Below are 25808 nucleotides of genomic sequence, written 5' to 3' on the forward strand. Positions count from 1 at the left end.
GCGTGGGCATGACGGCGTGGATGCTGGTGCTGGCGATGGTACAGGACGGCCATGCCACGACGGCGATGATCGCCCGTGCGCGTGCGGCGACCCAGGTGATCCAGCCGTGCCGCACTGACGCCGATCCCGACGAGATCGTGGTGTGCGCCGCGCGCCACGCCGACCGGTACCGCGCACCGCTGGTCCTGCCACGGGCGGAGGGCGATCCGAACATCGTCGATGCGCTTGGCGAGCGCGAGCGGTTGCTGGCGGTGCCGGGGGCATCCTGCGGTACGGGCGCGTTCCTGCAGGGCTGTGGTTTCGTCGGGGTCACCGCCTCCACCCGGCGTGGTGGCACGGTGGGGCGGGCACGGCCGCTGGCGCGGTAACACGGCAGCAACCTATCCTCCGCCAAATCGTTCGGAACGAACGGTCTTTTCAGGGGGAAGCCTTATGTCTGTACTGTTGCTGTTGCTGATGGTGCAGGCGGCACCCGCGCCGGCCAAGCTGGGCGTCGCCGACCCGGTCAATTGCGTCCTCACCCCGCGGGCGCTTAGCTGTCCGGAACGGCGCAGCGAGCGGTTCCGGCTGGGTGACGACGACGAACCAACGTTCGATCGGAAGGCCGACGGGTTGAAGCAGGACGGGCGGCAATGTGGGCTGCTGGGGTCGCAGCAATATTGCACCCGCAAGCCGCGTACGATCCTGTCGGCGCCGACGGGGTGATCGGGACGCGACGTTGAATGACAGCTGTCTTCGTCATTGCCGCAAAGGCGGGAATCCATAGCCGTTTAGGTTGCGACTTCATGCGCGACGCAGGCGGATGGGGATACCCGCCGGCGCGGGAATGACGGCAAGGGATGGGGCGGTAGTCCTGCATCCAACGAACAGAATGTCTGTCCGACTTGGAACGGGGCGGCAGACCACCGCCCCGCACCCCTTACGCCTCGGCCAGTTCGGCTTGCGCGTTGACCTTGTGCTCGGCCATCGTCGTCAGCTTTTCGTCGGTAGCGCGTTCCTCGGCCAGCGTTTCGGCCAGCAGTGCGGCGCAGTCCTCTCGGCCCAGCTGGCGCGCCCACGCGATCAGCGTGCCGTAGCGCGTGATCTCATAATGCTCGACCGCCTGTGCCGAGGCGATCAGCGCGGCGTCGAGCACCTTTTTGTCGGCGATCTCGCCCGCGACTTCGTTGGCTTCCTTGATGATGCCGTCGATCGCCGGGCAGGTCACCGCCTTCTTGGTCGCGCCGTGGAGCTGGAACACCTGCTCCAGCCGGCGGATCTGCCCTTCGGTTTCGGCCAGATGCTTTTCGAACCCGGCCTTCAGCTCCGGGTCGGTCGCCTTCTCGATCATCTTGGGCAGCGCCTTCATGATCTGGTTCTCGGCGTAATAGACGTCCTGCAGCTGGTGGACGAACAGGTCGTCGAGCGTCGCGATATCCTTGGAAAACAGGCCCATGGGTCGTTCCTTCGCTTGAATGGGTGACGTGCATCCCCAACGATGCGACCGCCCCCCGGTTGCGAAGAAAATGGTCAGTGGCCGCGGCAACCGAGCAGTTCGACGACATCCTCGAGTCGCGCCGCATCGCCCAGCGCGATAACCTCGCCGATGCTGCCGGCGTGGAGCGGGTCGCCCGACCAGTCGCTCATCGTGCCGCCCGCCCCTTCGACCACCGGTACCAGCGCGGCGAAATCGTGGAGCTTCAACTCCGCCTCGACCACCAGGTCGATATGGCCCGATGCCAGCGTGCCATAGGAATAGCAGTCGCCGCCCAGCACCGTCGAGCGCACCTTCGCCTCGACATGTTCGAACCCGTGCAGCTGGCCGTCGTCGAACAGCGCCGGGCTGGTCGTCGCGAGCAGCGCATCGGCAAGGGTCCGGCAGCGGCGGGTCTGCGCCGGCTGGCCGTTGAAGGTCGTCGGCCGCCCGACCGCGCCGATCCAGCGTTCGTGCAGGATCGGCTGGTCGATGATGCCGAGGACCGGCCAGCCATCCTCGACCAGCGCGATCAGCGTGCCGAAGATCGGCCGCCCGGCGATGAACGAGCGCGTGCCGTCGATCGGGTCGAGTACCCAGATGCGGCCGCTGGTCCCCTCCGACACGCCATATTCCTCGCCATGGATGCCGTCCGACGGGCGTTCGCGCTCGATCAGCGTACGCATCGCCGCCTCCGCCTCGCGATCGGCAAGGGTGACGGGCGAGGCGTCGTCCTTGATCTCGAGGCCGTAGCTGCTGCGAAAGCGCGGGCGGATCGCGGCGCCGGCGGCATCGGCCAGCTGGGCGGCAAGGGTCAGGTCGGCGGCGGTGACGGGCATGGCGTGCCTTTGGCTTGGAGAACGGCGCCAGATAGGCGGAGCGGCCCCCAAAGCGCAAACGATGCTCGCGATCGTCGCAAATGGCTGGCAAACGGGGCAGATGATCGCCCTCGCCCTGCTGCTCGCCGCGCAACCGCAACTGCGCATCGTCGCCGAACCCCCGGCTTCGTTCGCCGACGCGGAAGAGGGCGTGAGCGTGTTCGTGCTGAACGAAGGCACCGATCCCGCGGATGCGGAACCGCAGGCGATGGAGGTGGTGACCGCCGACCGCGCGACTCTGCGGATCGAACCGGTCGACGCGGCGCGTACGCGAATCGCCCCCGGCGGCTTTGCGAAGCTGCGGTATCGCATCGTTCCCGTCCAACAGGCCGCGATCGGCACCCCGGCCGAATCGACACCGGCGGGCGAGACGCAGGTCGCCACCGCGCAGGGGAACCGGGCGGGCTTCCTCGACCGGTTCGAACCGCACGAACCGATCTATGGCGCGTTCGGGCTGGGATCGGATGGCGCGAAGCTGCAGGTCAGCCTCGCGTTCCGCCCGTTCGACGGGGCGGGGGTGCTCGACGATGTACGCCTTGCGTGGACGCAGACGATGTTCTGGGCGATCGACCGGTCGTCGGGGCCGTTCCGCAGCACCAACTACAGCCCCGAAGTCTATTATCAGCGCCGCGTGACCGACCGGATCGTCGCCGCGGGCGGTTATGCCCATGATTCGAACGGGCGCGATGCCGGGTCGATCGACGTGAACCGCCTCTTCGTTTCTGCCAGCTATGCCCTGCCGATCGGCGATGGCTGGCAGGTGGAGGCGACGCCGAAGCTATGGAGCTATGTCGGCACCGGCTATCGCGACCTCGACCGCTATTGGGGCAATGTGTCGCTGGGGGCGGCGATCGGGCAGGTCGACGGGCTGCGTATCGCCGCGTCGCTGCGCAACCCGACCGGGCGGCGGCGCGCGGGCGAGCTGTTCGCGTCCTATCCGCTGGCGCGACTCGGGGCAGGGACCGGCTTCTACGTGTTCGGGCAGGCCTTCAGCGGCTATGGCGAGGCGATCGACGACTATGCCCTGCGCAGTTCGTCGGCGCGGCTGGGCATCGCCTTTACCCGTTGACGTACATCCGCTGGCGCGGGTCACCGAAGCTGGTAGGGTATAGCGAAATTCGCTCAAGGAACTGCCGATGCGCCTCGCCCTGTTCGCCGCCGCCCTGACCCTGCCGTTCGCCGCCCCGCTGTCCGCCGCGCTGGCGCCGGGGGCCAAGGCGCCCGATTTCACCACACAGGCGGCTATCGCGGGGAAGGCGTTCACGCTCAACCTGCGCTCGCAGCTGCGCAAGGGGCCGGTCGTACTCTATTTCTTCCCGGCGGCGTTCACCGGCGGCTGCAATGCCGAGGCGAAGGCGTTTGCCGACGCGGTCGACGATTTCAAGGCGGCGGGCGCGACCGTGATCGGCATGTCGGCCGACGGTATCGACAAGCTCCAGGAATTTTCCAAGGCGCATTGCGCCGGCCGCTTCGCCGTCGCCAGCGCGGGGCCGCGGGTGATCCAGGGGTTCGACGTGGCGCTCAACCGTCCCGCCGGTGCCGACGGCAAGGCGCGGACGATGACCACCCGCACCAGCTATGTCATTGATCGTGCAGGCCGGATCGCGTTCGTCCATTCGGACATGAACCCGGCGGACCATGTGCGCACCACCTTGGCGGCGGTTCGCGGGCTGGCCCTCGCGCGCTGACCGCCGTCCGCCAATCGTAGATGGTCGGTTAACGTCGCCGCAACCCGATCTTAGCATTCGCAGGCCTAGTCCTTTGGCACCAATCTGTGCGGGGGCGCAGTAGTGCGGCGGAGGACGGACGTGTATTTCGAGAAGATCGGCGATGGCACGGTATCGGTCGGCGACGGCCTGATCCACGCGGTCCTCGCCTTTCTCGAGGAACAGCGGTTGGAGCCGACGCCGCTCAACTACAGCTTCGGCTATCGCGTGATACACGATCCGGCGGGCCCGCTGGCGCTGGAGGTCGCGCGGCGCACCGACGGCGGCATTCGCATGACCAGCAGCGAGGTCGAGGCGCTGGGCACGATGATCGAGGGGGCGGCGCACATGACGCTGTCGCCTGCGCTCACAATCCAGCCCGGTCCGGTTCCGCCGGCCGTCGCCACGCTGGTCGAACCGAACGATGCGGCGACCAATGCCGCGGCCTCCGCCGAGGCGCTGGTCGTCGAAACCCGGCGCCAGGTCGCCGGGTTCGAAACCATGGTGTCGGCGATGCGCAGCGAAACGCGCGATTTCGGGCGCGACCTGGCCGCGCGCGAGGATGCGCTGCGCCGATCGGTCCCCGATGACAGCACCGACATGTCGTTCACCGAACTGGCGCGGATCACCGCCGCGATGCGCGCACGGGTCGAGGTTGCCGAGGCGCGACTCGAACAGGCGACGCGCGAGGCGAGCGAACTGCGCGAACAGCTTGCCGCCGCGCACGACGATGCCCGGCGCGACCCGCTGACGTCGCTGCCCAATCGCCGTGCGTTCGAAGAGGCGTTGGACGGCCAGATCGAGGGTCCGTTTCATGTCGCGATGTGCGACGTCGACCATTTCAAGACGGTCAACGACCAGCATGGTCACCCGGTCGGCGACCGGGTGCTCAAGGCGATCGCCGGCACGCTGGCACGCGAATGCGCCGGGCATCTGGTGGCGCGCTATGGTGGCGAGGAATTCGCGCTGCTACTAGGCGGGGTCGATGCTGGCGAGGCGCAACTGCTGCTGGAGCGCGCGCGCCGCGCGGTGGGCGAGCGACGCTATCGTCTGCGCGAGAGCGATACCGTGATCCAAGGCATCACTTTGTCGGCGGGACTGGTGTCGATCGCACCGGGCGAAACGCTGCGGGATGCGATCGTGCGGGCCGATGCCCTGCTATATACGGCCAAGCGACAAGGGCGCGACCGGATGGTTGGTGAAATTTGCTGATCGATGGTGTCTGGCGCCGTGTGAATTGCAACACTCGCATCATCCTGCGAATAAAATCAAGCAAAAACATATATTTATGAAACTGGCACATCCTCTGCAAAGCATGGTGCATAGCCGGCGAAACGGTTCGCACGGCAACAGGAAGTGACCATCATGATCCGCACCGATACCCTTCGCCACCATGTCGCCGCCGTGTTCGGCGCGCTGTTCGTGTCCGCCGTGCTGCTGTCGGTCGCCGCGCCGGTGATGCCGATCGCCTGACCCCTACGCCGCGATCATGGCGCGGGCGACCGCCTCTGCGACCTTGATCCCGTCGACCGCCGCCGAGAGGATACCGCCGGCATAGCCGGCTCCTTCGCCTGCGGGGAACAGGTTGGAGGTATTGATACTCTGAAAATCGTCGCCACGCGAGATGCGCACCGGCGACGATGTCCGTGTTTCCACCCCGGTCATCACCGCATCGGGGTGATCATAGCCCGGAATCGTCCGTCCGAACGCGACCAGCGCCTCGCGTAGCGCGGTGATCGCGAATTCGGGCAGGCAGGCGTTCAGGTCGGTCGGGTTTACGCCCGGACGATAGGATGGGATGACGCTTCGCAAGCCAGTCGAAGGGCGGTTGGCGAGGAAATCGCCGACCAGCTGCGCCGGCGCACGGTAATCGCCGCCGCCCGCGGCATAGGCGCGTTCCTCTAGGTGGCGCTGGAACGCGATTCCCGCCAGCGGGTGCCCCGGATAGTCGCGCGCCGGATCGATGCCGACGACGATGCCGGAATTGGCGTTGCGTTCGTTGCGCGAATATTGGCTCATGCCGTTGGTCGCCACGCGGCCGGGTTCAGACGTCGCGGCAACGACGGTGCCGCCGGGGCACATGCAGAAGCTGTAGACCGTGCGCTGGTTGGTGCAATGGTGCGACAGCGTATAGGCGGCCGCGCCGAGATCGGGATGGCCGGCGCACGCGCCGAAGCGTGCCTGATCGATCCAACTTTGCGGGTGTTCGATCCGCACCCCGATCGAAAACGGCTTCGCCTCCAGCGCGACGCCGCGGTCGTGGAGCATGTGGAAGGTGTCGCGCGCGCTATGCCCCAGCGCCAGCACCACCGGCGCGTCGGTGGCCAGCGTCTCGCCGGTCGACAGCTTCAGTCCGACCAGCCGCCGCGTGCCATCGGCGCGCTCTTCCAGCTCCAGATCGTCGACGCGGTGCGAGAAGCGATACTCGCCGCCCAGCGCCTCTACCGTTTCCCGCATCGATTCGACCATGGTGACGAGGCGGAAGGTGCCGATATGCGGATGCGCTTCGGTCAGGATTTCCTCGGGCGCACCGGCCTTTACGAACTCGGTCAGCACCTTGCGACCCAGATGGCGTGGGTCCTTGATCTGGCTCCACAGCTTGCCGTCGGAAAAGGTGCCGGCACCCCCTTCGCCGAACTGCACGTTCGATTCGGGGTTCAGCTCGCTGCGGCGCCACAGGCCCCAGGTGTCCTGCGTACGTTCGCGCACCACCTTGCCACGGTCGAGGATGATCGGGCGGAACCCCATCTGCGCGAGGATGAGGCCGGCGAACAACCCGCAGGGGCCCGCGCCGACGACGATCGGGCGCGGCCCGGCATAATCGGCGGGCATCTTCGTCACGAAGCGATAGCCGGTATCGGGCGTCGTCCCGACGGTGCGGTCGCGTCGGGTGCGCGCCAGCACCTGCCCCTCGTTCTTTACCGTCACGTCGACCGAATAGACGAGCTGGATATCGTCCTTGTCGCGCGCATCGTGCGCCCGGCGGGCGATCGTGTAGCGGATGAGGTCGCGCGGGGTGATCCGCAACCGCTCGCGGATCGCGGCCGCCAGTGCCTCTTCGGGATGGTTGAGCGGTAGTTTGAGTTCGGTGATGCGAAGCATCGCCTCCTGTAACGCCGCAGGGGGCGGTTCGCCATGGGGGCGATTGTCGAGGGGATGGAAGCAGGATAGGCGGGGGCGATGACCCGGTCGCTGCTCCGTAGCCTGTTGTCGCTGCTGCTGATCGTGGCGACGGTCCCTGCCATCGCCCAGACCGGCGCCGCGCCCGATTATGGCGCGCAGCTCGATCAGGCGACCAGCGAGCTGGGGCTGGTCGACGGTGCGCTCGACGCCCGGCTGGAGCGCGGGCAACGCGACGACCTGCGCAGTCGGGCGCAGGCGGTACGTGCCGCGACGCTCGACGCCGCGCAGCAATTGACCGGCGACTTGGCGCGGATCGATGCGCGGCTGGCGCAGCTGGGCCCGGCGACGTCGGGCGAAGACCCGGCGATCCGCGACGAACGTATTGCGCTGGGTAAACAGCGCACCGCGCTGGATTCGGCGACCAAGCGCGCGAAGCTGTTGTCGGTCGAAGCGCAGCAGCTGATCGACGAGATTCAGGAAGGACAGGCGGCCGAGCTGAGCCAGAAATGGTTCGGGCGCAGCAATTCTCCGCTGACCCCGGCGTTCTGGAGTGCGATCCTGCGCGCCGTGCCGCGCGACGTCCACCGCGTCGAACGTTTCATCGCGGCAGAGGTCGATGCGATCGGCACCGCCACACCAGGACGGATATGGCCGGCGCTGCTCGGATTTGCGGTCGCGATCCTGTTGCTGGGGCCGGCGCGGCTGACGGCGGGGCGGGCGGCGCAGCGGCTGTTGATCGAGGGCGCGCCGGGTCGCCGGGTGCGGCGTTCGGCCAATGCGCTGGGCCGGGTGGTGGTCGGCACGCTGGCGCCGCTGCTGGCTGCCGCCGCGCTGCTGACCGGGCTGCGCTGGGCCGGGTGGGTCGCACCGAGCTGGGACGCGATGCTGAACCAGTGGTGGGTGGCGATCGGCATCGCCGCCTTTTCCAGTTCGGTGCTGGGCGCGGTGCTGATGCGCGGGAGTCCCAGCTGGCGGATCGCGCCGGTCGGCGATGCCGTGGCCAGCCGGTTGCGGCCCTACTCGTTCCTGCTCGCGCTGCTGGCGGGTGCGGCCATCGCGCTCGATGCCGCCAATGTCGCGATCGGGACCAGCGCGGCCGCGCGCGCCGCCACCGCCGCGCTGGAGGCGCTGGCGCATATCCTGCTGATCGCCGGCGGCCTGTTCGCGCTGGGCCGGATGCGCGCCGAGGCGAATACGGCCGACGATGCCCCGGCGCAGACCGGGCTGGCGGCGATCACGCTGTTCGCATGGGGCATCGCCGGGGTCGCGCTGCTGGCGCTGGCGGCGGGCTATATCGGGTTCAGCCTGTCGGTCGGGCAGATGGCGGCGTGGACGCTGGTGCTGGGCGCGGCGGTCTATATCGTGCTGGTCGCGATCGACGACGTGGCGACGTCGGTGTTCGAACGCGGCAGCCGGTTGGGGGTGGCGCTGACCCGGGGGCTGGGACTGCGCGGCGGGACGGTCGACCAGTTCGGGGTACTGCTGTCGGGCGTGCTGCGCGTGCTGCTGGCGGTGCTGGCGCTGGCGCTGTGGCTGTTGCCGCTGGGGGGCAGCGGCGTCGCCGACATGTTCACCCGGCTGGGCGATCTGGCGCGCGGGGTGCAGGTCGGCGGAGTGACGATTTCGCCCGGCGCGATCCTGCGCTCGGTCGCGGTGCTGGCGATCGGGCTGACGCTGGTGCGCGCCTTCATGCGCTGGCTGGAGGGGCGGTATCTGCCGGCCACCGACCTCGATGGCAGCGGGCGCAATTCGGTCAGCCTCGTCGCGCGCTATGTCGGGATCGCGCTGGCAGTGATTTGGGCGCTGGCGTCGCTCGGCATCGGCGTGGAGCGGATCGCGCTGCTGCTGTCCGCGCTGTCGGTCGGAATCGGCTTTGGCCTGCAGGCGATCACGCAGAATTTCGTCTCGGGCCTGATCCTGCTCGCCGAACGCCCGATCAAGATTGGCGACCTGATCCGCGTCGGCACCGACGAGGGCGATGTAAAGCGGATCAGCGTGCGATCGACCGAGATCACGCTGGCCGACCATTCGACGCTGATCGTGCCCAATTCCGAACTCATCACCAAATCGGTGCTGAACAAGACGCTGGCGAGCCCGCTGGGTCGCGTGCAGATCCAGTTTTCGGTCCCGCTGGGCACCGATGCGGCGCGGGTGCGGGCGCTGGTGCTGGAGGCGTTTGCGCGCGAGGAGGCGGTGTTGAGCGATCCGGCGCCGTCGGCGTTCATCGATGCGATCACCGACGGGAAGATCGCGTTCAACTGTTTCGCGCACGTCGCCTCGCCGCGGGCGGCCTATGGCGCGCGCAGCAACGTGCTGCTCGACATTCTCACCCGGTTTCGGGCGGAGGGGATCGAGATGGGAACGGTGCCGCAGCGGCTGGAGCTGGTGACGTCGCCGACCGACCCCGTTCCACCCTTGCCAAGCGATCCCGCCGGCGGCACGGCGCGGCCATGATCCTGCACGCACACGAATTCGCCGACCTGCCCTGCGCGACAAGCGGCGTGATGCGCACCCATGTCTTTCGCCCGGCGGACGAGGGGCGGTTTCCGGGGGTGGTGCTGTATTCGGAAATCTATCAGGTGACCGCGCCGATCCGGCGGCTGGCGGCGTTCATCGCCGGGCATGGCTATGTCGTGGCGGTGCCCGAGGTCTATCATGAATATGAGGCGCCGGGGACGGTGCTGGCCTATGACAAGGACGGCACCGATCGCGGCAACGACCTGAAATTCATCAAGCCGGTCGCCGGGTTCGATGCCGATGCGGGGGTCGTGCTCGATTTTCTGGAGTCGCATCCGGCGTGTTCGGGGCGAATCGGGGTGGCGGGCGTGTGCCTGGGCGGGCATCTCGCCTATCGTGCGGCGTTCGATCGCCGTGTGCTGGCGGCGGCGTGCTTCTATCCGACCGATATCCATTCGGGGACGCTGGGCGAAGGGCGCAGCGACGACAGCCTGGCGCGGATCGGCGAGATCGGAGCCGAGATGCTGTTCGTGTGGGGGCGGCAGGACCCGCATGTGCCCTATGCCGGACGCGAGGCGATCCGCGGCGCGCTGGAGGCTGCGGGGACGGTGTATGCGTGGCATGAGGTGAACGCGCAGCATGCGTTCCTGCGCGACGAGGGGCCAAGGTACGATCCGGCGCTGTTCGTGATGGCGACCGGGTGGATGCTGGGGTTGTTCGCACGGATGTTGGGGGGACGGGTTTAAAGCTCCCCGTTTGCTTCGAGCGCAGGTTCGAGCCTGTCGAGAACCGCAGTCGAGAAGGGGTGCCTCAGACGAAGAGTTCTCGACGGACGCTTCTCGACAGGCTCGAAGCTGCTCTAACCTAACGGGACGTGTGAGGAGAGAGCCCTACCCGACCGCGGCAATGCCCAACCGCGGAATTTCGATCTTCGGACAGCGGTCCATCACCACCTGCAACCCCGCGGCCTCGGCACGCGCGGCAGCTTCCTCGTTGACCACGCCCAGCTGCATCCACACCGCCTTGGCCCCCACCGCGATCGCGGCGTCGACCGCCTCGCCGGCCGCGACCGAATTGCGGAAGATATCGACGATGTCGATCGGTTCGCCAATCTGGTTGAGGTCGCGGAAGACGAACTCGCCGTGGAGATGCTCGCCGGTGATCTGCGGATTGACCGGGATCACGCGGTAGCCCTGCGCCTGCAGGAACGCCATCACCCCGTACGACGCCCGGTCGGGGCGGTCCGAGGCGCCGACCAGCGCGATCGTGCGCGCCTCGGTCAACAGATTGCGGATGCCGTCATCGTCGAGCATGTCAGTTCCTCGCCAGCCAGTCGCCGACCTTTGCAGCGATCGACATGAACGGATCGGCCTCCGCGCCGTTCCCGGCGGCGGGCGGCACGCCGGCGTCGGACGCGGTGCGGATCGCCAGCGTCAGCGGCACGCGGCCGAGGAACGGGATGCCGAGCGCCTGCGCCTTGGCCTCCGCACCGCCATTGCCGAACGGGTCAGACGCTTCGCCGCAATGGGGGCAGACATAGCCGGCCATATTCTCGACCAGCCCGATGATCGGCACCCCGGCTTTCACGAACAGGTCGATTGCGCGGGTCGCGTCGATCAGCGCGAGGTCCTGCGGCGTCGACACGATCAACGCGCCTGCGGGGCGATGCTTCTGGATCATGGTCAGCTGCACGTCACCGGTGCCCGGCGGCATGTCGACAATCAGTGTGTCCGCGCTTTGCCAATGGGCGTCGACCAGCTGGGTGAGCGCCCCCGCTGCCATCGGCCCGCGCCACGCGATCGCCTGTCCAGCGGGGACCAGCTGGCCCATCGAGAGCAGCGGTACGCCATGGGGCGTCGCGACCGGCACCAGTTTCTTGTCGTGCGCCTCCGCCTTGATCCCCTCCACGCCCAGCAGGCGCGGTTGCGAGGGGCCGTAGATGTCGGCGTCGACCATCCCGACCTTGCGGCCCGACCGCGCCAGCGCGATGGCGAGGTTGGCCGACAGTGTCGATTTGCCGACGCCGCCCTTGCCGCTCGCCACCGCCACGATGCGCTGCGCGACGCGCTCGCTGGTCTGCGCGATGCGGACGGTGGCGATGCCGGGGGCGGCAGCGGCGGCGGCGCGGACATCGGCCTCCAGCGCGTCGCGCGCCGCGGGGGGCAGGCCGGTCACGTCGAGGATGATGCTCGCTTGATCGCCGGTGACGCGCGCCGTGGCGCGGCCGGCGGCGACGGGGCCGAGCAGCGCGTCGAGCGCGGCGGCGGGGTTCGAAGCGGAAGCCATGGCGGCGATGTAGCGACCGGGCGGCGCGTTACCACTGTAAAACGGACGGATGCCCCCTATAAAGGACAGATGCGATGGATCATGGGGCGGCGCGCACGCGCGCAAGGTGCTGCAGAATGAGCGACAAGGGCCCATGGGGCGGCGGTGGCGATTCGGGGAACGGATCGGGCGGCGGCGGGGGCGATGACGGCCCGCGCAACCCGTGGTCGATGCCCCCGGCGGGCAAGCGCGGCAAGATCGGCGGATCGACCTCGCTCGACGAATTTCTGAAGCGGGCGCGCACCGGCGGCCCGGGCGGCGGTCCGTCGTTTCCGGCCAATGCCGGGCGGCTGTGGCTGGCGGCGGTCGCCGCGCTGGTGCTGGTGTGGATCGCCTTTACCAGCTTCCATTCGATCGGCCCGCAGGAACGCGGCGTCGTGACGATGTTCGGCAAATATACCGGCACGCTGAACTCCGGTATCCAGTTCACGCTGCCCGCGCCGATCATGCGCGTGCAGGTGGAGGATGTGCAGAATACCCGGACCGAGAGCTTTCCGGCGGGTGGCGGCAGTCAGCCGAACCTGATGCTGACCGGTGACCAGAATATCGTCGACCTCGCCTATTCGGTGCGCTGGAACGTCAAGTCACCGGAAGATTACGTCTTCGAGATCAAGAACCCGCAGGAAACGGTGCGCGCCGTCGCCGAAAGTTCGATGCGCGCGGCGGTGGCCGCGAAGAACCTGACCCAGGCGATCGGGCCGGGCCGCGGCGAGATCGAGGCGGATGTACAGACCCGCATGCAGGCGCTGCTCGACGAATATCAGTCGGGCGTGCGTGTGCTGGGCGTCAGCATCCAGAAGGCGGCGGCCCCATCCGAAGTCGACAATGCGTTCAAGGCGGTAACGGCGGCGCAGCAGGAGGCGCAGTCGAACCTGAATCGGTCACGCGCCTATGCGCAGCAGGTGATCGCGCGGGCGCAGGGTGACGCGACCGAATTCGACAAGATCTACGAGCAATATCGCATGGCCCCCGACGTGACCCGGCGGCGGCTCTATTACGAGACCATGGAGCAGGTGTTGAACCGCGCCGACAAGACGATCGTCCAGCCCGGCGTCCAGGCCTATCTGCCGCTGCCCGAGGTTCGCCGCCAGCAACAGGCGACGCCCGAACCGGAGGCGCCAGCCGCCGCGCCGGCCCCCGAACCGACGGGAGCGGCACGATGAACCGCGTGCTGCGCAACCCGATGGGGATCGGCATCGCCCTGCTGGTGCTGGCGGTCCTGCTGTTCAGCACCGTGGTGATTGTGCCCGAGACGCGGCAGGCGGTGATCCTGCGCTTCCAGCAGCCGGTCGGCATCCTCAACCCGTATCGCGCCGACCAGCCGTTCGGGCGCACCGGCGCCGGGCTGGTCGCGAAGATTCCGTTCTTCGACCGCGTGGTATGGATCGACAAGCGCGTGCTCGATATCGAGCTGAACAACCAGCCGGTGCTGTCCACCGACCAGCTGCGGCTGGAGGTCGACGCCTTTGCCCGGTTCCGCATCGTCGATCCGTTGCAGGCGGTGATCTCCACCGGATCGACCGCGAATACCGAAGAGCGCGTCGCCAACCAGCTCGAACCGCTATTGTCGTCGGCGCTGCGTGCCGAACTCGGCCGGCGGACGTTCGCGTCGCTGCTGACCCCCGAGCGCGGCGCGGTGATGGACAATATCCAGAACGCGCTGCAGCGGACCGCGCGGCAATATGGCGCCGAGATCGTCGACGTGCGGATCAAGCATGCCGACCTGCCCACCGGCAGCCCGCTCGATTCGGCGCTGGCACGGATGCGGTCGGCCCGCGAACAGGAAGCGGCGACGATCCAGGCACAGGGGCAGCGCGACGCACAGGTCGTGCGTGCCAATGCCGAGGCCGAGGCCGCGCGCATCTATGCGGCGAGCTTTGGCAAGGATGCCGATTTCTACGCCTTCTGGCGGGCGATGCAGTCGTATCGCACGACCTTTGCCGGGGCGCCGGGGCAGAGCGGATCGACGTCGATCATCCTGTCGCCGGAAAATGGCTATCTCCGCGAATTCGGTGGCCGGGAACGCTGAGGCGCTTCCGGACATTCAAACCGCGTTCAGCAACGTAGTGGCAGGCCCGCTCCCGAAGGGGCGAGCCTAATTCGAGAGGACCATCCAACCGTGCGTTACGCCTACGCCATTACATCCGCACTTCTGCTGGGCGGTGCTGCCGCCACCCTGACGCTCAACCCGTCGGATGCGCAGACCGCGCAGAACGAACCGGGCGCGATCAATGCCGTCTCGGCGCCGCGCGCCGGAGCGCCGATGAGCTTTGCCGACATGGTCGCGCGGCTGTCGCCCGCGGTCGTCAACATCTCCACCACGCAGCGCATTACGGTGCAGCAGCAGGCGAACCCGTTCTCGGGCACGCCGTTCGAGAATTTCTTCGGCGGTCGCGGCGGCGGCGGGGCCGCGCCCCGCACGCAGGAAGCGCAGTCGCTGGGGTCGGGGTTCCTGATCTCCAGCGATGGCTATATCGTCACCAACAATCACGTGGTGTCGGCCGGGGCGCAGGGCGCGACGGTCGAATCGATCACCGTGACGCTGGCCGACCAGAAGGAATATAAGGCGCGGCTGGTCGGTCGCGACGAGCTGTCCGACTTGGCGGTGCTCAAGATCGACGGCGCGACCTTCCCCTATGTCCGCTTCGGCGATTCGCGACAGGCACGGGTCGGCGACTGGATCCTGACGATCGGCAACCCGCTGGGCCAGTCGGGCACGGTCACCGCCGGGATCGTGTCGGCGCTGAACCGCGTCGGACAGGGGCCGTATGACCGCTTCATCCAGACCGATGCCGCGATCAACCGCGGCAATTCGGGCGGCCCGATGTTCGACATGCAGGGCAACGTCATTGGCATCAATTCGCAGATCCTGTCGCCGACCGGCGGCAACATCGGCATCGGCTTCGCGATCCCCGCCGAACAAGCCAAGCCGATCGTCGACAAGCTGATGAAGGGTCAGTCGGTGTCGCGCGGCTATCTGGGCCTGACCCAGCAGGAGATCAGCGCCGATATCGCCACCGCGCTGAACATTCCCAAGGATCGCGGTGCGCTGGTCAACGGCGTCACTCCCGCGTCGCCGGCGGCAAAGGCGGGTATCCGTCCGGGCGACGTCATCCTGACCGTCAACGGCAAGGAAATCACCGCGCAGCAGTCGCTGACCTATCTGGTCGGTAACGAGGCGCCGGGTAGCCGGGTGACGCTGGACGTGTTGCGGGATGGCAAGCGCCAGCAGTTGCCGGTCACGCTCGGAACGCGCCCGTCGAACGACGAACTGGCGGCACAGACCGAACAGTTCGATCCGGACACCGCGCCGCAAACTCCGCGCGCGACGACCGGTCTGGCCGCGACCGCCGGGCTGGTCGTGCAGCCGCTGACCCCGGCGATCGCGCGGCAGCTGCGGCTCGACACGACCATCCGCGGCGTCGTCATCGCCGATGTCGATCCGAACAGCGATGCCGCCACCAAGGGGCTGCGCCGCGGGGTGGTGATCCAGACCGTCAACCGCCAGCCGGTGACGTCGGAAGCCGAGCTGATCCGCGCGATCCAGCAGGCGCGCGCCGCCGGGGCGAAGCAGGTGCTGATGTACGCACAGTTGCCCGGGTCGCCGATGGCCGCGTTCGTGCCGGTCGGCATCGACGCCGCCAAGTAACCACGAAAAAGGGCGGTGGAGCATTCCACCGCCCTTTTTCGTACGATGGTGCGATTTGCCTGCACCGCGATCCCGGTCCATATCCTGCGCATCATCTGGGACAGGCCATGACCGACACCGAACTCTTCCTCGGCGCGACCGCCGACGGCATCCGCCAGTCGCTCGTGCTCAAGCGCGCCAATCGCCACGGGCTGATTGCGGGCGCCACCGGTACCGGCAAGACCGTGACGCTGCAGGGGCTGGCCGAGAATTTCTCCGCTGCCGGGGTGCCGGTGTTCGTCGCCGACGTGAAGGGCGACCTGTCGGGCATCGCCATGGCGGGCAGCGCCACCGCCAAGCCGCATGCCGCCTTTGCCGAGCGCGCCGCCGCGATCGGCGATAACGACTGGCAGTATCGCGATACGCCGGTGGTGTTCTGGGACCTGTTCGGGGAAGCCGGACATCCAATCCGCGCCACCGTTTCCGAAATGGGGCCGCTGCTGCTGGCGCGGATGCTCAATCTGAACGACGTGCAGGAAGGGGTGCTGAACATCGCCTTCCACGTCGCCGACGAAGACGGGCTGCTGCTGCTCGACCTCGACGACCTGCAAGCGATGCTGGCGCATTGCGCCGAGCGCGCCGACGAGCTGACCACCCGATACGGCAATGTCGGCAAGCAGTCGGTCGGCGCGATCCAGCGCGCGCTGTTGCAGTTGCGGACCCAAGGCGGCGACCGCTTCTTCGGCGAACCGGCACTCGACCTCGCCGATTTCATGAAAGTCGCCGACGACGGGCGCGGGATCGTGTCGGTGCTGGCCGCCGACAAGCTGATGGCGTCGCCGCGGCTCTACGCGACGTTCCTGTTGTGGCTGCTGTCCGAATTGTTCGAGACGCTGCCCGAGGTGGGCGATTCCGACAAGCCGAAGCTCGTGTTCTTCTTCGACGAGGCGCATCTGCTGTTCGACGATGCGCCCGACGCGCTGGTCGACAAGGTCGAACAGGTCGTGCGGCTGATCCGGTCGAAGGGCGTCGGCATCTATTTCGTGACGCAGAACCCGATCGACATTCCCGACGCGATCGCCGGGCAGCTGGGCAACCGGGTGCAGCACGCGCTGCGCGCGTTCACGCCCAAGGAAGCGCGGGCGATCAAGGCGGCGGCGGAAACCTTTCGCCCCAATCCCAAGCTCGACGTCGCGCAGGCGATCACCGAGCTGAAGACCGGCGAAGCGCTGGTGTCGGTATTGCAGGCCGATGGATCGCCGAGTCCGGTCGAGCGCACGCTGATTCGTCCGCCCCGGTCGCGGGTTGGGCCGGTCACGCCGGTCGAGCGTGGCGTGCTGATCCAGACCGATGCGATCGGCGACCGCTACGACACTGCGATCGACCGCGAATCGGCGGCCGAACTGTTGGGCGCCAAGGCCGAGGAGGCCGCTGCCGCAGCGGCCGCCGCCAAGGCACAGGTCGCTGCCGACAAGAATGCCGCCTTGAAGGCGAAGGAGGACGCGCGCGCCGCCAAGGAAGCGGAGCGCCAGCGGATCGCCGGGCAACGCGCCGCCGACCGCGACGCACGCGAGGCGGAAAAGGCCGCGCGCGCCGCCGACCGCGAGGCAGCGAACAACCCCTGGGCGCGCGCCACCCAGTCGGCTACGCGATCGGCGGGGTCGGCGGTCGGGCGGATCGTCGTTAACGAAATCGGCAAGCAGGTGTTCGGCACCACGCGCGGCGGTCGGGCAAAGAGCGGCGGAATCGTCGGCGGGCTGCTGCGCGGCGTGCTGGGCGGATTGTTCCGCGGGTAGGACGGCGTGGCGATCGAGCATGTAACCGGCGGGACGGAGACGCCCGGCATCCCCCCGTCGCTGTTCGCGATGCCGCCGGGCATGGCGATCCGCTATGACCAGCCCGCGGCGGCGCTAGGCGACTATGTCACCGGCTATCACCTCTATGCCGCCAGCGGGCCGGCGGCGATGGGGCTGGAGAACTGGTTCCTGCCGGGTACCGCCAATGTCCGGGTGACGCTGGGCGCCGGGCCGATCGCGGTGTCGATCGGGCGGTTCAAATGCGATCCCCTGCCGCAGACGAGCCTGTTCGGGCCGAGCAGCCATGCGATCCATACCGTCACCAATGGCGGGGTGATGATCGGGTTCGGGATCAGCGCGCTGGGCTGGTCGCGCTTCTTCAGCGGCGGGGCGGATCGTTATGCCGACCGGATCGTGCCGCTCGGCAGTGTCGATGCGGGCTTTGCGCAGCGGCTGGTCGCGACGCTGTCGGCGGTGCGCGACGAACAGGGGGTGAAGCCGGCGCTCGACGCGTTTCTACTCGGCGAGATGGGGCCACCGTGCGCGGACGAGGCATTGATCCGGGCGGTGGCGCGGCTGGTGACGCACGACACGCCCGATGCGATCGCCGAGGTCGCCGAAAGCTGGGGCATTTCGCCCGAACGGCTGCGGCGGTTGTCCAAGCGGCATTTCGGCTTCGTGCCGAAAACGCTGATGATCCGCTCGCGCTTCCTGCGGTCGCTGGTCCCGCTGATCGAGGCGAAGGGCGAGATCGATTATTCGAACATCGATCCGGGCTATGTCAGCGCGTCGCATTTCCTGCGCGATGCGCATGCGGTGCTGGGGACGACGCCGCGGCGGTTCCTGCATGCGCAGACCGAGTTTCTGGTCGCGAGCCTGCGCGCCCGGGCGGCGGTACTGGGGAGCGCGACGCAGGCGTTGCATCGGCTGTAGGGGGCTGGGCAGAAGCGGGCTCTCGCCTTCCTGCTCTCCACGAACGTCATTCCAGCGAAAGCTGGAATCTTCCGCGGCAGACGAGCCGCGCTTGCCACGGGGAGATCCCAGCCTTCGCTGGGATGACGTGCGTTGCAGTATTCACATCGCTGCGAGCAGCGCCTCGATCGTCACGAACGCAAACGCGACCGAGCTATCCGCAACCCCGTACGGAATGAAGATGCGGTCGCCGTGGCGCAGCGCGCCGCATGAATAGACGACGTTGGGGACGTAACCCTCGCGGTCCTCGTTCGCTGCGGCAAGGATCGGTTCGCGGGTGCGGCCGATCACCTTCGACGGATCGTCCTTGTCGAGCAGCACCGCGCCGATCGCATATTTGCGCATCGCGCCGACGCCGTGGGTCAGCAGTAGCCAGCCCTGATCGATCTCGATCGGCGGGCCGCAATTGCCGATCTGGACCAGCTCCCACGGGTAAACGGGTTTCAGCAGCAGCTGCCCCTCGTCCCAGTGCGTCAGCGTGTCGGATTTGATCAGGAACAGGTTTTCGCCGTCCTGCCGGCCGATCATCATATACTGGCCGTTCACCTTGCGCGGGAACAGGCCCATGCCCTTGTTGCGCGCCGCGCTGCCGGTCATCGGCACGAGGTCGAACGCGCGGAAGTCGCGGGTGCGCAGCAGTTCCGACTGGATCATCGACCCGTTATAGGCGGTGTAGGTGCCGAGCCATTCGGACGTGCCGTCATCATGGGTGAAGTGGACGAGGCGCATGTCCTCCAGCCCCTTCGATTGCGCCTGGGTGATCGGGAAGATCACCGTCCCCGACAGGGTCGAATCGCGGTGGCGGAAGACGGTGACCTCACCCTCGGGCGCTTCGTCCTCTTCGCCGATCGCGTCGGCAGCGGTGGCGAAGGGCGGTTCGGGCGCCAGCACCAGCTCGTTCTCGTCGGTGATGATGCCTTCGCGGAAAGCGACCGAAGAGATATGCCCTTCGCCGACCGCGCGCAGCGACATCAGGATGCGCAGCGACCCCTCGGGCATGCCGGTCTGGTCGAAATGCGGCACCGCGCTGGGGTTCATCAACGCGGCGGCGGCATAGCTGTATTCGTGGCAGAAATAGGCGCCGATCAACTGGCGCTTCTCGTCGCCGATCTCGGCGCCGTTCAGGCCGAGCACCGCCTCGATCTCGTCATAGCGGGTCATGAACACGCGGCGCGTCTGCCAATGCCGTGCTTCGAAGTCCTTGAGCACGGTTTCGAGCTGCGCGCGCGTTTCCTCGGGCGACATCGACAGCACTTCGCCGACCAGTCGTTCGGTCCGGCTGGGGGCCGAACCGTTGCGCTGCCACGCAATGTGAAACGGGCGCACCACCACGCGCGAAGGGTCGGCGTAGAGCCGCATAGGGTGGTTGTAGATATCCAGCATTCGCGCGTCCAATAGTCCCGGCAAATGCCGTGGCCGGTCAGGCCACGGCGCGGCGCGGGTCTGCCACGGATGCGCGTCCCTTTGAAAGGGCGGAAATGGCGCAGGAGGCCAATTGCAGCGCGAGAATCGACTCCGCCCCTTGGTTGCGGTTCAATCCGGTTGGCATCAGCCCGTCGAAACAGCCACCGTCACCGACCGTCGCCAGCGGCAGGTCGAGATCGTTGGCGCCGAGATACCAGTTATACGCCTTGATCGCCTCGTCGCGCCAGCGGACGTCGCCGGTCGCTTCCCACGCCGCGGCGCAGGTTTCGACGGTCGCCTGCGCTTCCAGCGGCTGCTGGTCGAACGGCAGCGGTTCGGCATAGGGACGGCCGAAGCTCTCGGTTCCGACCGCGCGGAAACGACCCTCGGGCGAAGTCTGGCGCGCGACGATCCAGTCGAGCGTGTCGAGCCCGACGCGCAGAAAGTCGTCGCGCTTCAGCGCCTTGCCGGCGCGGATCATCGCTTCGGGCAGGCGGGCATTGTCATAGGCCAGCACGATTTCGAACCACTGCCATTCGGGGCGGCGGGTCGCGTCGAGCAGGGTGACGAGTTCCTCGCCGAAGCGGGTCGCAATCTCGGTCGAGAGCGCATGACCGGGATTGACGTCGAGCATCGCCACCGCGGCGAGCATGGCGAATGCGCGCGCGCGCGGGCTGCCGAGGTCGAGCGCGATCGACGCGGTCTGTTCGTACAGCGACATCGCCCAGTCGCGATGCTTGCGCGCCTGCGCATCGCGCGCGGTGATGGCAAGCGCCCACAGCGTGCGGCCGTTCGAATCCTCCGACCCTTCATCCTCGCACCACGTCCGGTCGAAGTTCATGAAGTTGCGGAAGCGCCGACGATCGGGGTTCCAGGCATATTGCAGGAACGACGCGTAGATCGTGGTCCACTTGTCGCGCAGCACGGGATCGAGGTCGTCGATCTGGGACATCAGGATCAGCGCACGAGCATTGTCGTCGATGCAATAGCCATGGCGGCGATCGGGCACCGAATAGATCGAATGCTGTAACATGCCGGTCGCGTCGCTCATCCGTTCGACCGCGGCGAAGTCGGGCGCGAGGGCGGTCAGGTCGGCGCTGGGACGCACGCGGCGGGGACGGGCAGCTACGGCCTGCTGAATTTCGGTCATCGCCGCCTGTGCAAGGCAGGGGAACAGCATCGTCCGGCCGCGCGCATAGGCACGCGAAGCGAGCGTGTTGCGCCGTGCATCGTTGCCAAGCAGGTCGACGATCTCGCGCGCAAAGGCGGCGGCGTCGCCGAAGTCGACGATCACGCCATGGTCGTCGGCGAGGATTTCGGTCGCATGGACATAGGGGGTCGATACCACGACCTTGCCCACGCCGACCGCATAGGACAGCGTGCCCGAGGTGATCTGCGCCGGGTTGCTGTACGGGGTGACGTACAGGTCGGCGGCCTGGAGATAGTCGAGCAGTTCGTCCTGCTCGACGAAGCCGTCGAGGAAGCAGACATTGTCGGCGACGCCCAGATCGGCGGCCTGCGCCTTCAACCGGTCGCGATACGCCTCGCCCTCATGCGCCACCAGATGCGGATGGGTGGCGCCGAGTACGACATACAGCGCGTCGGGGTGCGATGCGGCGACGGTCGGCATCGCCTCGATCATCGTCTCGATCCCCTTGTTCGGAGCGAGCAGGCCAAAAGTCAGCACGACCGGACGCCCGGTCCAGCCGAAACGCGCCTTCATCGATCCGGGTTCGACGAACGGGCGGTCGTGGACGCCATGCGGAATCGTCACGATCTTGCGCGCGTCGGTGCCGTGGACCCGCATCAGGATTTCGCGGCCCTTGTCGGCCATCACGATCACCTTCGCAGCGCGGCGCAGCAACGCTTCGAGCACGCGGCGTTCGTCGGCATTGGGATGTTCGAGGATGGTGTGCAGCGTGATGACGACGGGGACGTTTACCCGGTCAAGCAGCGCGACGATATGTTCGCCCGCCGGCCCGCCATAGATGCCATATTCATGCTGCACCCACACCGCCTGCGCCCCGCTCGCTTCGATCCGGCGGGCGGCGTCGAGATAGGCGATGCGGTCGTTCTGTGCGATCGCATGGGTCACCTCCGGCGGATAGTCGTACGCGCCGGGTCGGTCGTCCATCGCATAGACGTCGACGGCGAGGGTCGGATATCGGTCGCGCAACGCATTGAACGTATCAGTCGTAAACGTCGCCAGCCCGCATTTGCGGGGCAGGAAATTACCGATCAGCGCGATGCGATCGAGCGATTCCAGGGCGACCGTCCGGTCCATCTGCGTTCCTTTTGTGGCGTTGCGGGAACCGCCGGCAAAGCGCGGTGTCCGCAAAGGGAAACATTTCGACACCCGGAATGGTTGCACGGATTGTGCACTGCGACACGATTCGCGTGGCGAGTTGCCCCAAGCGTGCGACGATCAGCCGCGACCGCGATATCCCGGCACGGCCTGATCGGGAATCCACACCGATTTCGGTGGTTCGCCCGATTGCCAGAATACGTCGATCGGAATGCCGCCGCGCGGATACCAATAGCCGCCGATGCGCAGCCACACCGGCTGCATCTCCGCCACCAGCCGCTCGGCGATGCCGACGGTGCAATCCTCATGGAACGCGGCGTGGTTGCGGAACGCGCCGAGGAACAGCTTCAGCGACTTGGATTCGACGATCGTCGCGGCGGGCACGTAATCGATCACCAGATGCGCGAAATCGGGCTGGCCGGTGACCGGGCACAGCGACGTGAATTCGGGCGCGGTGAACCGCACCAGATACGGCGTGGCGCGCGGGTTGGGAACATAATCGAGTTCGGCGGCTTCCGGAGAGCTGGGAAGCGGGCTGGCCTGGCCAAGGAATTTCGGGTCCATGGCCGCGTATGTAGAAGGGACGGCGCACGAATGGAACGGGTGCTGATCCCGGTGCTAGGCGATCAATTGTCGCTCTCGCTGTCGTCGCTGGCGGATGCCGACCCCGACCACACGACGATCCTGATGATGGAGGTGGTGGAGGAAGCGACCTATGTCCGCCATCACCCCAAGAAGATCGCGTTCCTGTTCGCTGCGATGCGCCACCATGCCGCGGCGCTGGCCGACAAGGGCTGGGACGTCGATTACGTCCGGCTGGACGATCCCGACAATGCCGGCAGCTTCACTGCAGAAATTGCGCGGGCGGTCGAGCGCCACGATCCGACCCGAATCGTCGTCACCGAAGCCGGCGAATGGCGGGTGCAGGCGATGCTCGACGCGTGGGAGACGATCTTCGGCATCCCCGTGACGATTCGGCCCGACACCCGGTTCCTGTGTTCGCACGACCGGTTCGATGCATGGGCCGACGATCGGCGCGCGCTGCGCATGGAATTTTTCTACCGCGAGATGCGGCGCGAAACCGGGCTGCTGATGGACGGGGACAAGCCGGTCGGCGGCAAATGGAATTTCGACCACGACAATCGCAAGCCGGCAAAGCGCGATCTGTTGATGCCGAGGCCATTGTCGTTCGCGCCGGACGACGTGACGCAGGAAGTGCTGGCGCTGGTCGAGGAGCGGTTCGGCGACCACGCCGGAACGCTCGACGGGTTCGACTTCGCGGTGACGCGCAAGGATGCCCTGCGCCAGCAGCGCGCGTTCCTCGCCCAAGCACTGCCCGGTTTCGGCGACAATCAGGACGCGATGCTGACCGACGAGCCCTATTTGTGGCACGCGGTCCTGTCGCCCTACATCAATGCCGGGCTGCTCGATCCGCTCGACCTGTGTCGCGCGGTCGAGAAGGAATATGCCGCGGGCAAGGTGCCGATCAACGCGGCGGAAGGCTTCATCCGCCAGATCATCGGCTGGCGCGAGTTCGTCCGCGGCATCTATTGGCGCGAGGGGCCGGACTATGTCGAGCGCAACTTCCTGAACGCCAAGCGCGACCTGCCCGGCTTCTACTGGACCGGGGAGACCGAGATGCATTGCCTGTCCCAGGCGATCGGCCAGACGCTGTCCAATGCCTATGCCCATCATATCCAGCGGTTGATGGTCACCGGCAATTTCGCGCTGCTGATCGGGGCCGAGCCGAGCCAAGTGCATCGCTGGTATCTGGAGGTCTATGCCGACGCCTATGAATGGGTCGAGCTGCCCAACACGCTGGGGATGAGCCAGTTCGGCGATGGCGGGTTGCTGGGGACGAAGCCCTATGCGTCGTCGGGCGCCTATATCGACCGGATGTCGGATTATTGCGGGCATTGCCGCTACGACGTGAAGCAGCGCACCGGTCCCGATGCGTGTCCGTTCAACGCGCTGTACTGGGACTTTCTCGTCCGCAATCGGGGGAAATTCGGCGACAATCCGCGCATGGCGATGCCGTACCGGACGTGGGACAAGATGGCCGAGACGACGCAGCAGGAACTGCGCGCGCAGGCGAAGGGGTTCTTGCAGGCACTGGACAAGCTGCCCCGCTACGACGGGTAGGGTCGCCGTTCGATCGCGGCCTGCACCCGATCTGCACGCGTGCTGCGCCAAAGCTCCCCGAGCGCGCCATCCCCGCCCGATACCGTCCGTCTACTCCACCGGCTCCCCTCCCGTTCGGAGCCGCCGATGCGTTTCAGTTTCCTGCTCAAGGCCGCCGCGACCTGCGCGCTGGTGTTCCTGTTCGACCGCCTGTTTCCCATCGATGCGGGCGGGGCCACCGTCGGCGTCTTTGCCGGCGCGTGGCTGCTGGCGCTGCTCGCCACGCGGCGCGACGTGCGGGCAAGGCGGGGGGCGTGGGTGGCGGTCGCATTCGCCACGCTGTTCGCGGTCGCGCTGTTCGATGCGTCGAGTGGACTGGCATGGGTGCTGTTCTGGTCGGCGCTGTCGGTCGCCGCGCTGCTGCCGCGCGCGGCGGGGTTCGACGATGCGTGGCGCTGGAGCGTACGACTGCTGCTGCATGGCGCGAGCGGGCCGCTGAAACTGCTGATGGACCTGCACCGGCTTGCCACCCGCCCCCGGGCGAAGGGCGTGTCGGCGCGCGCGCTGGTCGCGACGCTGGCGCTGCCGGTGATCGGGGGCGGGGTGTTCGTGGCGCTGTTCGCCGCCGCCAACCCGCTGGTCGAACAGGCGTTTACCGGCGTCAGCCTGCCGCCGGTCGGGCGGGTGGTGCTGTGCGCTGTCGTCGCGCTGCTGCTCTGGCCGGCGTTTCGGCCGCAGCGCGCGGTCCTGCGTGCCGCGGCCGCGCTGCCCGATCCGGAACCGCGGATTCCGGGAACGTCGCTGCCGTCGGTCCTCCTCGCGCTCGGGCTCTTCAACCTGCTCTTCGCGGTGCAGAACGGGCTCGACATCGCGTTCCTGTGGAGCGGGGCGCCGCTGCCCGAAGGGATGAGCGCGGCGGAATATGCCCATCGCGGCGCCTATCCGCTGATCGGTACCGCCGCGCTGGCCGGGTTCCTGGCGCTGGCGATGCTGCGTCCGGGCAGCGCCAGTGCGGCGAACCCATGGGCGCGGCGGCTGGTGACGTTGTGGGTCGCGCAGAACCTAGTGTTGGTCGCCTCCAGCGTGTTGCGCACGCTCGACTATATCGGTGAATCGATGCTGACCGCGTGGCGGATCGCGGCGCTGCTGTGGATGGGGCTGGTCGCGCTGGGGCTGATCCTGATCTGCTGGCGGATTTTGGCGCAGCGGAGCGCGCGGTGGTTGATCAACGGCAATGCGCTGGCCGGGGGGCTGGTGCTGAGCGTGTGCGCGTTCGTCGATCTGGGCGCGACCGCGGCGCAGTGGAGCGTCGATCATGGCCGGGCGGGGCAGGTCGACCTGTGCTATCTGCGCGCGGTCGGCGACGGCGCGCTGCTGCCGGTGATCGCGCTGGAGCGGCGGACGCGGCACCCCGCGCTGCGTGCCGGCGTCCGGGCGGTGCGCGTCGAGCTGTACGACGATCTGGCGTGGCGGCAGTCCCGGTGGACCAGCTGGACCCCGCGCGGTGCCCGCCGGCTGTCCGCGGCCCGCGCGCTGGCGGGTGATCGCAAGGGGCCGGCCGATCGGTACCGGCGCGACTGTCGGGGACTGGTCATACCGTCGTCGCCCGTGCCGTCGGTGCAGCCTTGACGGCGGCCGCG

At 67.7% G+C, this 25808-nt stretch carries 22 protein-coding genes; 14 read left to right on the top strand and 8 right to left on the bottom strand.

Features of this window, described 5'->3' with window-relative positions; all coding sequences use genetic code 11:
- Nucleotides 1-8 precede the first annotated feature (8 nt).
- Nucleotides 9-368: a hypothetical protein gene (locus tag MF610_RS11160; RefSeq protein WP_242196325.1), complete on the top strand. Its 360-nt coding sequence runs from the start codon at nt 9-11 to the stop codon at nt 366-368.
- A gap of 64 nt (nt 369-432) precedes the next feature.
- Entirely contained in the window at nt 433-705 is a 273-nt protein-coding gene (locus MF610_RS11165; RefSeq protein ID WP_242196328.1) for a hypothetical protein, read from the top strand.
- A gap of 214 nt (nt 706-919) precedes the next feature.
- Here the strand turns inward: MF610_RS11165 and MF610_RS11170 are convergent, their stop codons facing one another.
- Together MF610_RS11170 and hisN are read right to left on the bottom strand one after the other, a co-directional pair.
- Nucleotides 920-1435 carry a YciE/YciF ferroxidase family protein gene (locus MF610_RS11170; RefSeq protein ID WP_242196331.1) on the bottom strand — a complete coding sequence of 172 codons (516 nt, stop codon included), beginning with the start codon at nt 1433-1435 and terminating at the stop codon, nt 920-922.
- Between the two features lie 74 nt (nt 1436-1509).
- A complete protein-coding gene (gene hisN / locus MF610_RS11175; RefSeq protein WP_242196334.1) occupies nt 1510-2292 on the bottom strand; it encodes a histidinol-phosphatase in 783 nt (260 codons plus the stop codon).
- A 61-nt stretch (nt 2293-2353) separates the two neighbouring features.
- On the opposite strand from hisN, the gene MF610_RS11180 reads away from it, so the two are divergent.
- The 3 genes from MF610_RS11180 to MF610_RS19170 all read left to right on the top strand — a co-directional run bounded on the left by MF610_RS11180 (nt 2354) and on the right by MF610_RS19170 (nt 5249).
- On the top strand, nt 2354-3400 hold the full coding sequence (locus MF610_RS11180) for a phospholipase A (protein ID WP_242196335.1): 1047 nt from the start codon (nt 2354-2356) through the stop codon (nt 3398-3400).
- 67 nt (nt 3401-3467) lie between these two features.
- Nucleotides 3468-4019, top strand: coding sequence for a peroxiredoxin (locus MF610_RS11185; protein WP_242196338.1), 552 nt, complete (start codon nt 3468-3470; stop codon nt 4017-4019).
- 102 nt (nt 4020-4121) lie between these two features.
- Complete coding sequence (locus tag MF610_RS19170; RefSeq protein WP_242196340.1) at nt 4122-5249, top strand: GGDEF domain-containing protein; 1128 nt, start codon at nt 4122-4124, stop codon at nt 5247-5249.
- A gap of 264 nt (nt 5250-5513) precedes the next feature.
- Here the strand turns inward: MF610_RS19170 and MF610_RS11195 are convergent, their stop codons facing one another.
- The gene (locus MF610_RS11195) at nt 5514-7139 is read right to left on the bottom strand and encodes an NAD(P)/FAD-dependent oxidoreductase (RefSeq protein WP_242196343.1); all 1626 of its coding nucleotides are present in this window, start codon (nt 7137-7139) and stop codon (nt 5514-5516) included.
- Between the two features lie 78 nt (nt 7140-7217).
- Here MF610_RS11195 and MF610_RS19075 point away from each other — a divergent pair, with 78 nt between their 5' ends.
- Both MF610_RS19075 and MF610_RS11215 read left to right on the top strand, forming a co-directional pair.
- A complete protein-coding gene (locus MF610_RS19075; protein WP_277924035.1) occupies nt 7218-9614 on the top strand; it encodes a DUF3772 domain-containing protein in 2397 nt (798 codons plus the stop codon).
- Nucleotides 9611-10363, top strand: coding sequence for a dienelactone hydrolase family protein (locus tag MF610_RS11215; RefSeq protein WP_242196345.1), 753 nt, complete (start codon nt 9611-9613; stop codon nt 10361-10363). The genes MF610_RS19075 and MF610_RS11215 overlap by 4 nt, the downstream gene beginning before the upstream one ends.
- A 144-nt stretch (nt 10364-10507) precedes the next feature.
- Here the strand turns inward: MF610_RS11215 and MF610_RS11220 are convergent, their stop codons facing one another.
- Complete coding sequence (locus MF610_RS11220; RefSeq protein ID WP_242196348.1) at nt 10508-10930, bottom strand: CoA-binding protein; 423 nt, start codon at nt 10928-10930, stop codon at nt 10508-10510.
- Between the two features lies 1 nt (nt 10931).
- Nucleotides 10932-11903: an Mrp/NBP35 family ATP-binding protein gene (locus MF610_RS11225; RefSeq protein ID WP_242196350.1), complete on the bottom strand. Its 972-nt coding sequence runs from the start codon at nt 11901-11903 to the stop codon at nt 10932-10934.
- A gap of 116 nt (nt 11904-12019) precedes the next feature.
- Here MF610_RS11225 and hflK point away from each other — a divergent pair, with 116 nt between their 5' ends.
- The 5 genes from hflK to MF610_RS11250 all read left to right on the top strand — a co-directional run bounded on the left by hflK (nt 12020) and on the right by MF610_RS11250 (nt 18299).
- Nucleotides 12020-13105 carry a protease modulator HflK gene (gene hflK, locus MF610_RS11230; RefSeq protein ID WP_242196353.1) on the top strand — a complete coding sequence of 362 codons (1086 nt, stop codon included), beginning with the start codon at nt 12020-12022 and terminating at the stop codon, nt 13103-13105.
- The gene (gene hflC, locus MF610_RS11235) at nt 13102-13971 is read left to right on the top strand and encodes a protease modulator HflC (protein WP_242196355.1); all 870 of its coding nucleotides are present in this window, start codon (nt 13102-13104) and stop codon (nt 13969-13971) included. Before hflK ends, hflC begins: the two co-directional genes overlap by 4 nt.
- Before the next feature lie 90 nt (nt 13972-14061).
- Entirely contained in the window at nt 14062-15591 is a 1530-nt protein-coding gene (locus MF610_RS11240) for a Do family serine endopeptidase (RefSeq protein ID WP_242196358.1), read from the top strand.
- A 107-nt stretch (nt 15592-15698) separates the two neighbouring features.
- Nucleotides 15699-17366 carry a helicase HerA-like domain-containing protein gene (locus MF610_RS11245; protein ID WP_242196361.1) on the top strand — a complete coding sequence of 556 codons (1668 nt, stop codon included), beginning with the start codon at nt 15699-15701 and terminating at the stop codon, nt 17364-17366.
- A gap of 6 nt (nt 17367-17372) precedes the next feature.
- Nucleotides 17373-18299: a hypothetical protein gene (locus MF610_RS11250; RefSeq protein WP_242196364.1), complete on the top strand. Its 927-nt coding sequence runs from the start codon at nt 17373-17375 to the stop codon at nt 18297-18299.
- Nucleotides 18300-18440: 141 nt separating this feature from the next.
- Here the strand turns inward: MF610_RS11250 and MF610_RS11255 are convergent, their stop codons facing one another.
- The 3 genes from MF610_RS11255 to queF all read right to left on the bottom strand — a co-directional run bounded on the left by MF610_RS11255 (nt 18441) and on the right by queF (nt 22611).
- Nucleotides 18441-19721: a glycoside hydrolase family 130 protein gene (locus tag MF610_RS11255; RefSeq protein WP_242196367.1), complete on the bottom strand. Its 1281-nt coding sequence runs from the start codon at nt 19719-19721 to the stop codon at nt 18441-18443.
- 37 nt (nt 19722-19758) lie between these two features.
- On the bottom strand, nt 19759-22026 hold the full coding sequence (locus tag MF610_RS11260) for a glycosyltransferase family 4 protein (protein ID WP_242196369.1): 2268 nt from the start codon (nt 22024-22026) through the stop codon (nt 19759-19761).
- A gap of 141 nt (nt 22027-22167) precedes the next feature.
- Nucleotides 22168-22611, bottom strand: a complete 444-nt coding sequence (queF, locus tag MF610_RS11265) for a preQ(1) synthase (protein ID WP_242196372.1) — start codon at nt 22609-22611, stop codon at nt 22168-22170.
- A 30-nt stretch (nt 22612-22641) separates the two neighbouring features.
- Between queF and MF610_RS11270 the strand changes: the two genes are divergently transcribed.
- Both MF610_RS11270 and MF610_RS11275 read left to right on the top strand, forming a co-directional pair.
- The gene (locus tag MF610_RS11270; RefSeq protein WP_242196375.1) at nt 22642-24189 is read left to right on the top strand and encodes a cryptochrome/photolyase family protein; all 1548 of its coding nucleotides are present in this window, start codon (nt 22642-22644) and stop codon (nt 24187-24189) included.
- Between the two features lie 126 nt (nt 24190-24315).
- On the top strand, nt 24316-25797 hold the full coding sequence (locus MF610_RS11275; protein ID WP_242196378.1) for a DUF4153 domain-containing protein: 1482 nt from the start codon (nt 24316-24318) through the stop codon (nt 25795-25797).
- Nucleotides 25798-25808: the final 11 nt, after the last annotated feature.

The sequence above is a fragment of the Sphingomonas hankookensis genome (genome assembly GCF_022664465.1).
Classification (GTDB): Bacteria; Pseudomonadota; Alphaproteobacteria; order Sphingomonadales; family Sphingomonadaceae; genus Sphingomonas; species Sphingomonas hankookensis.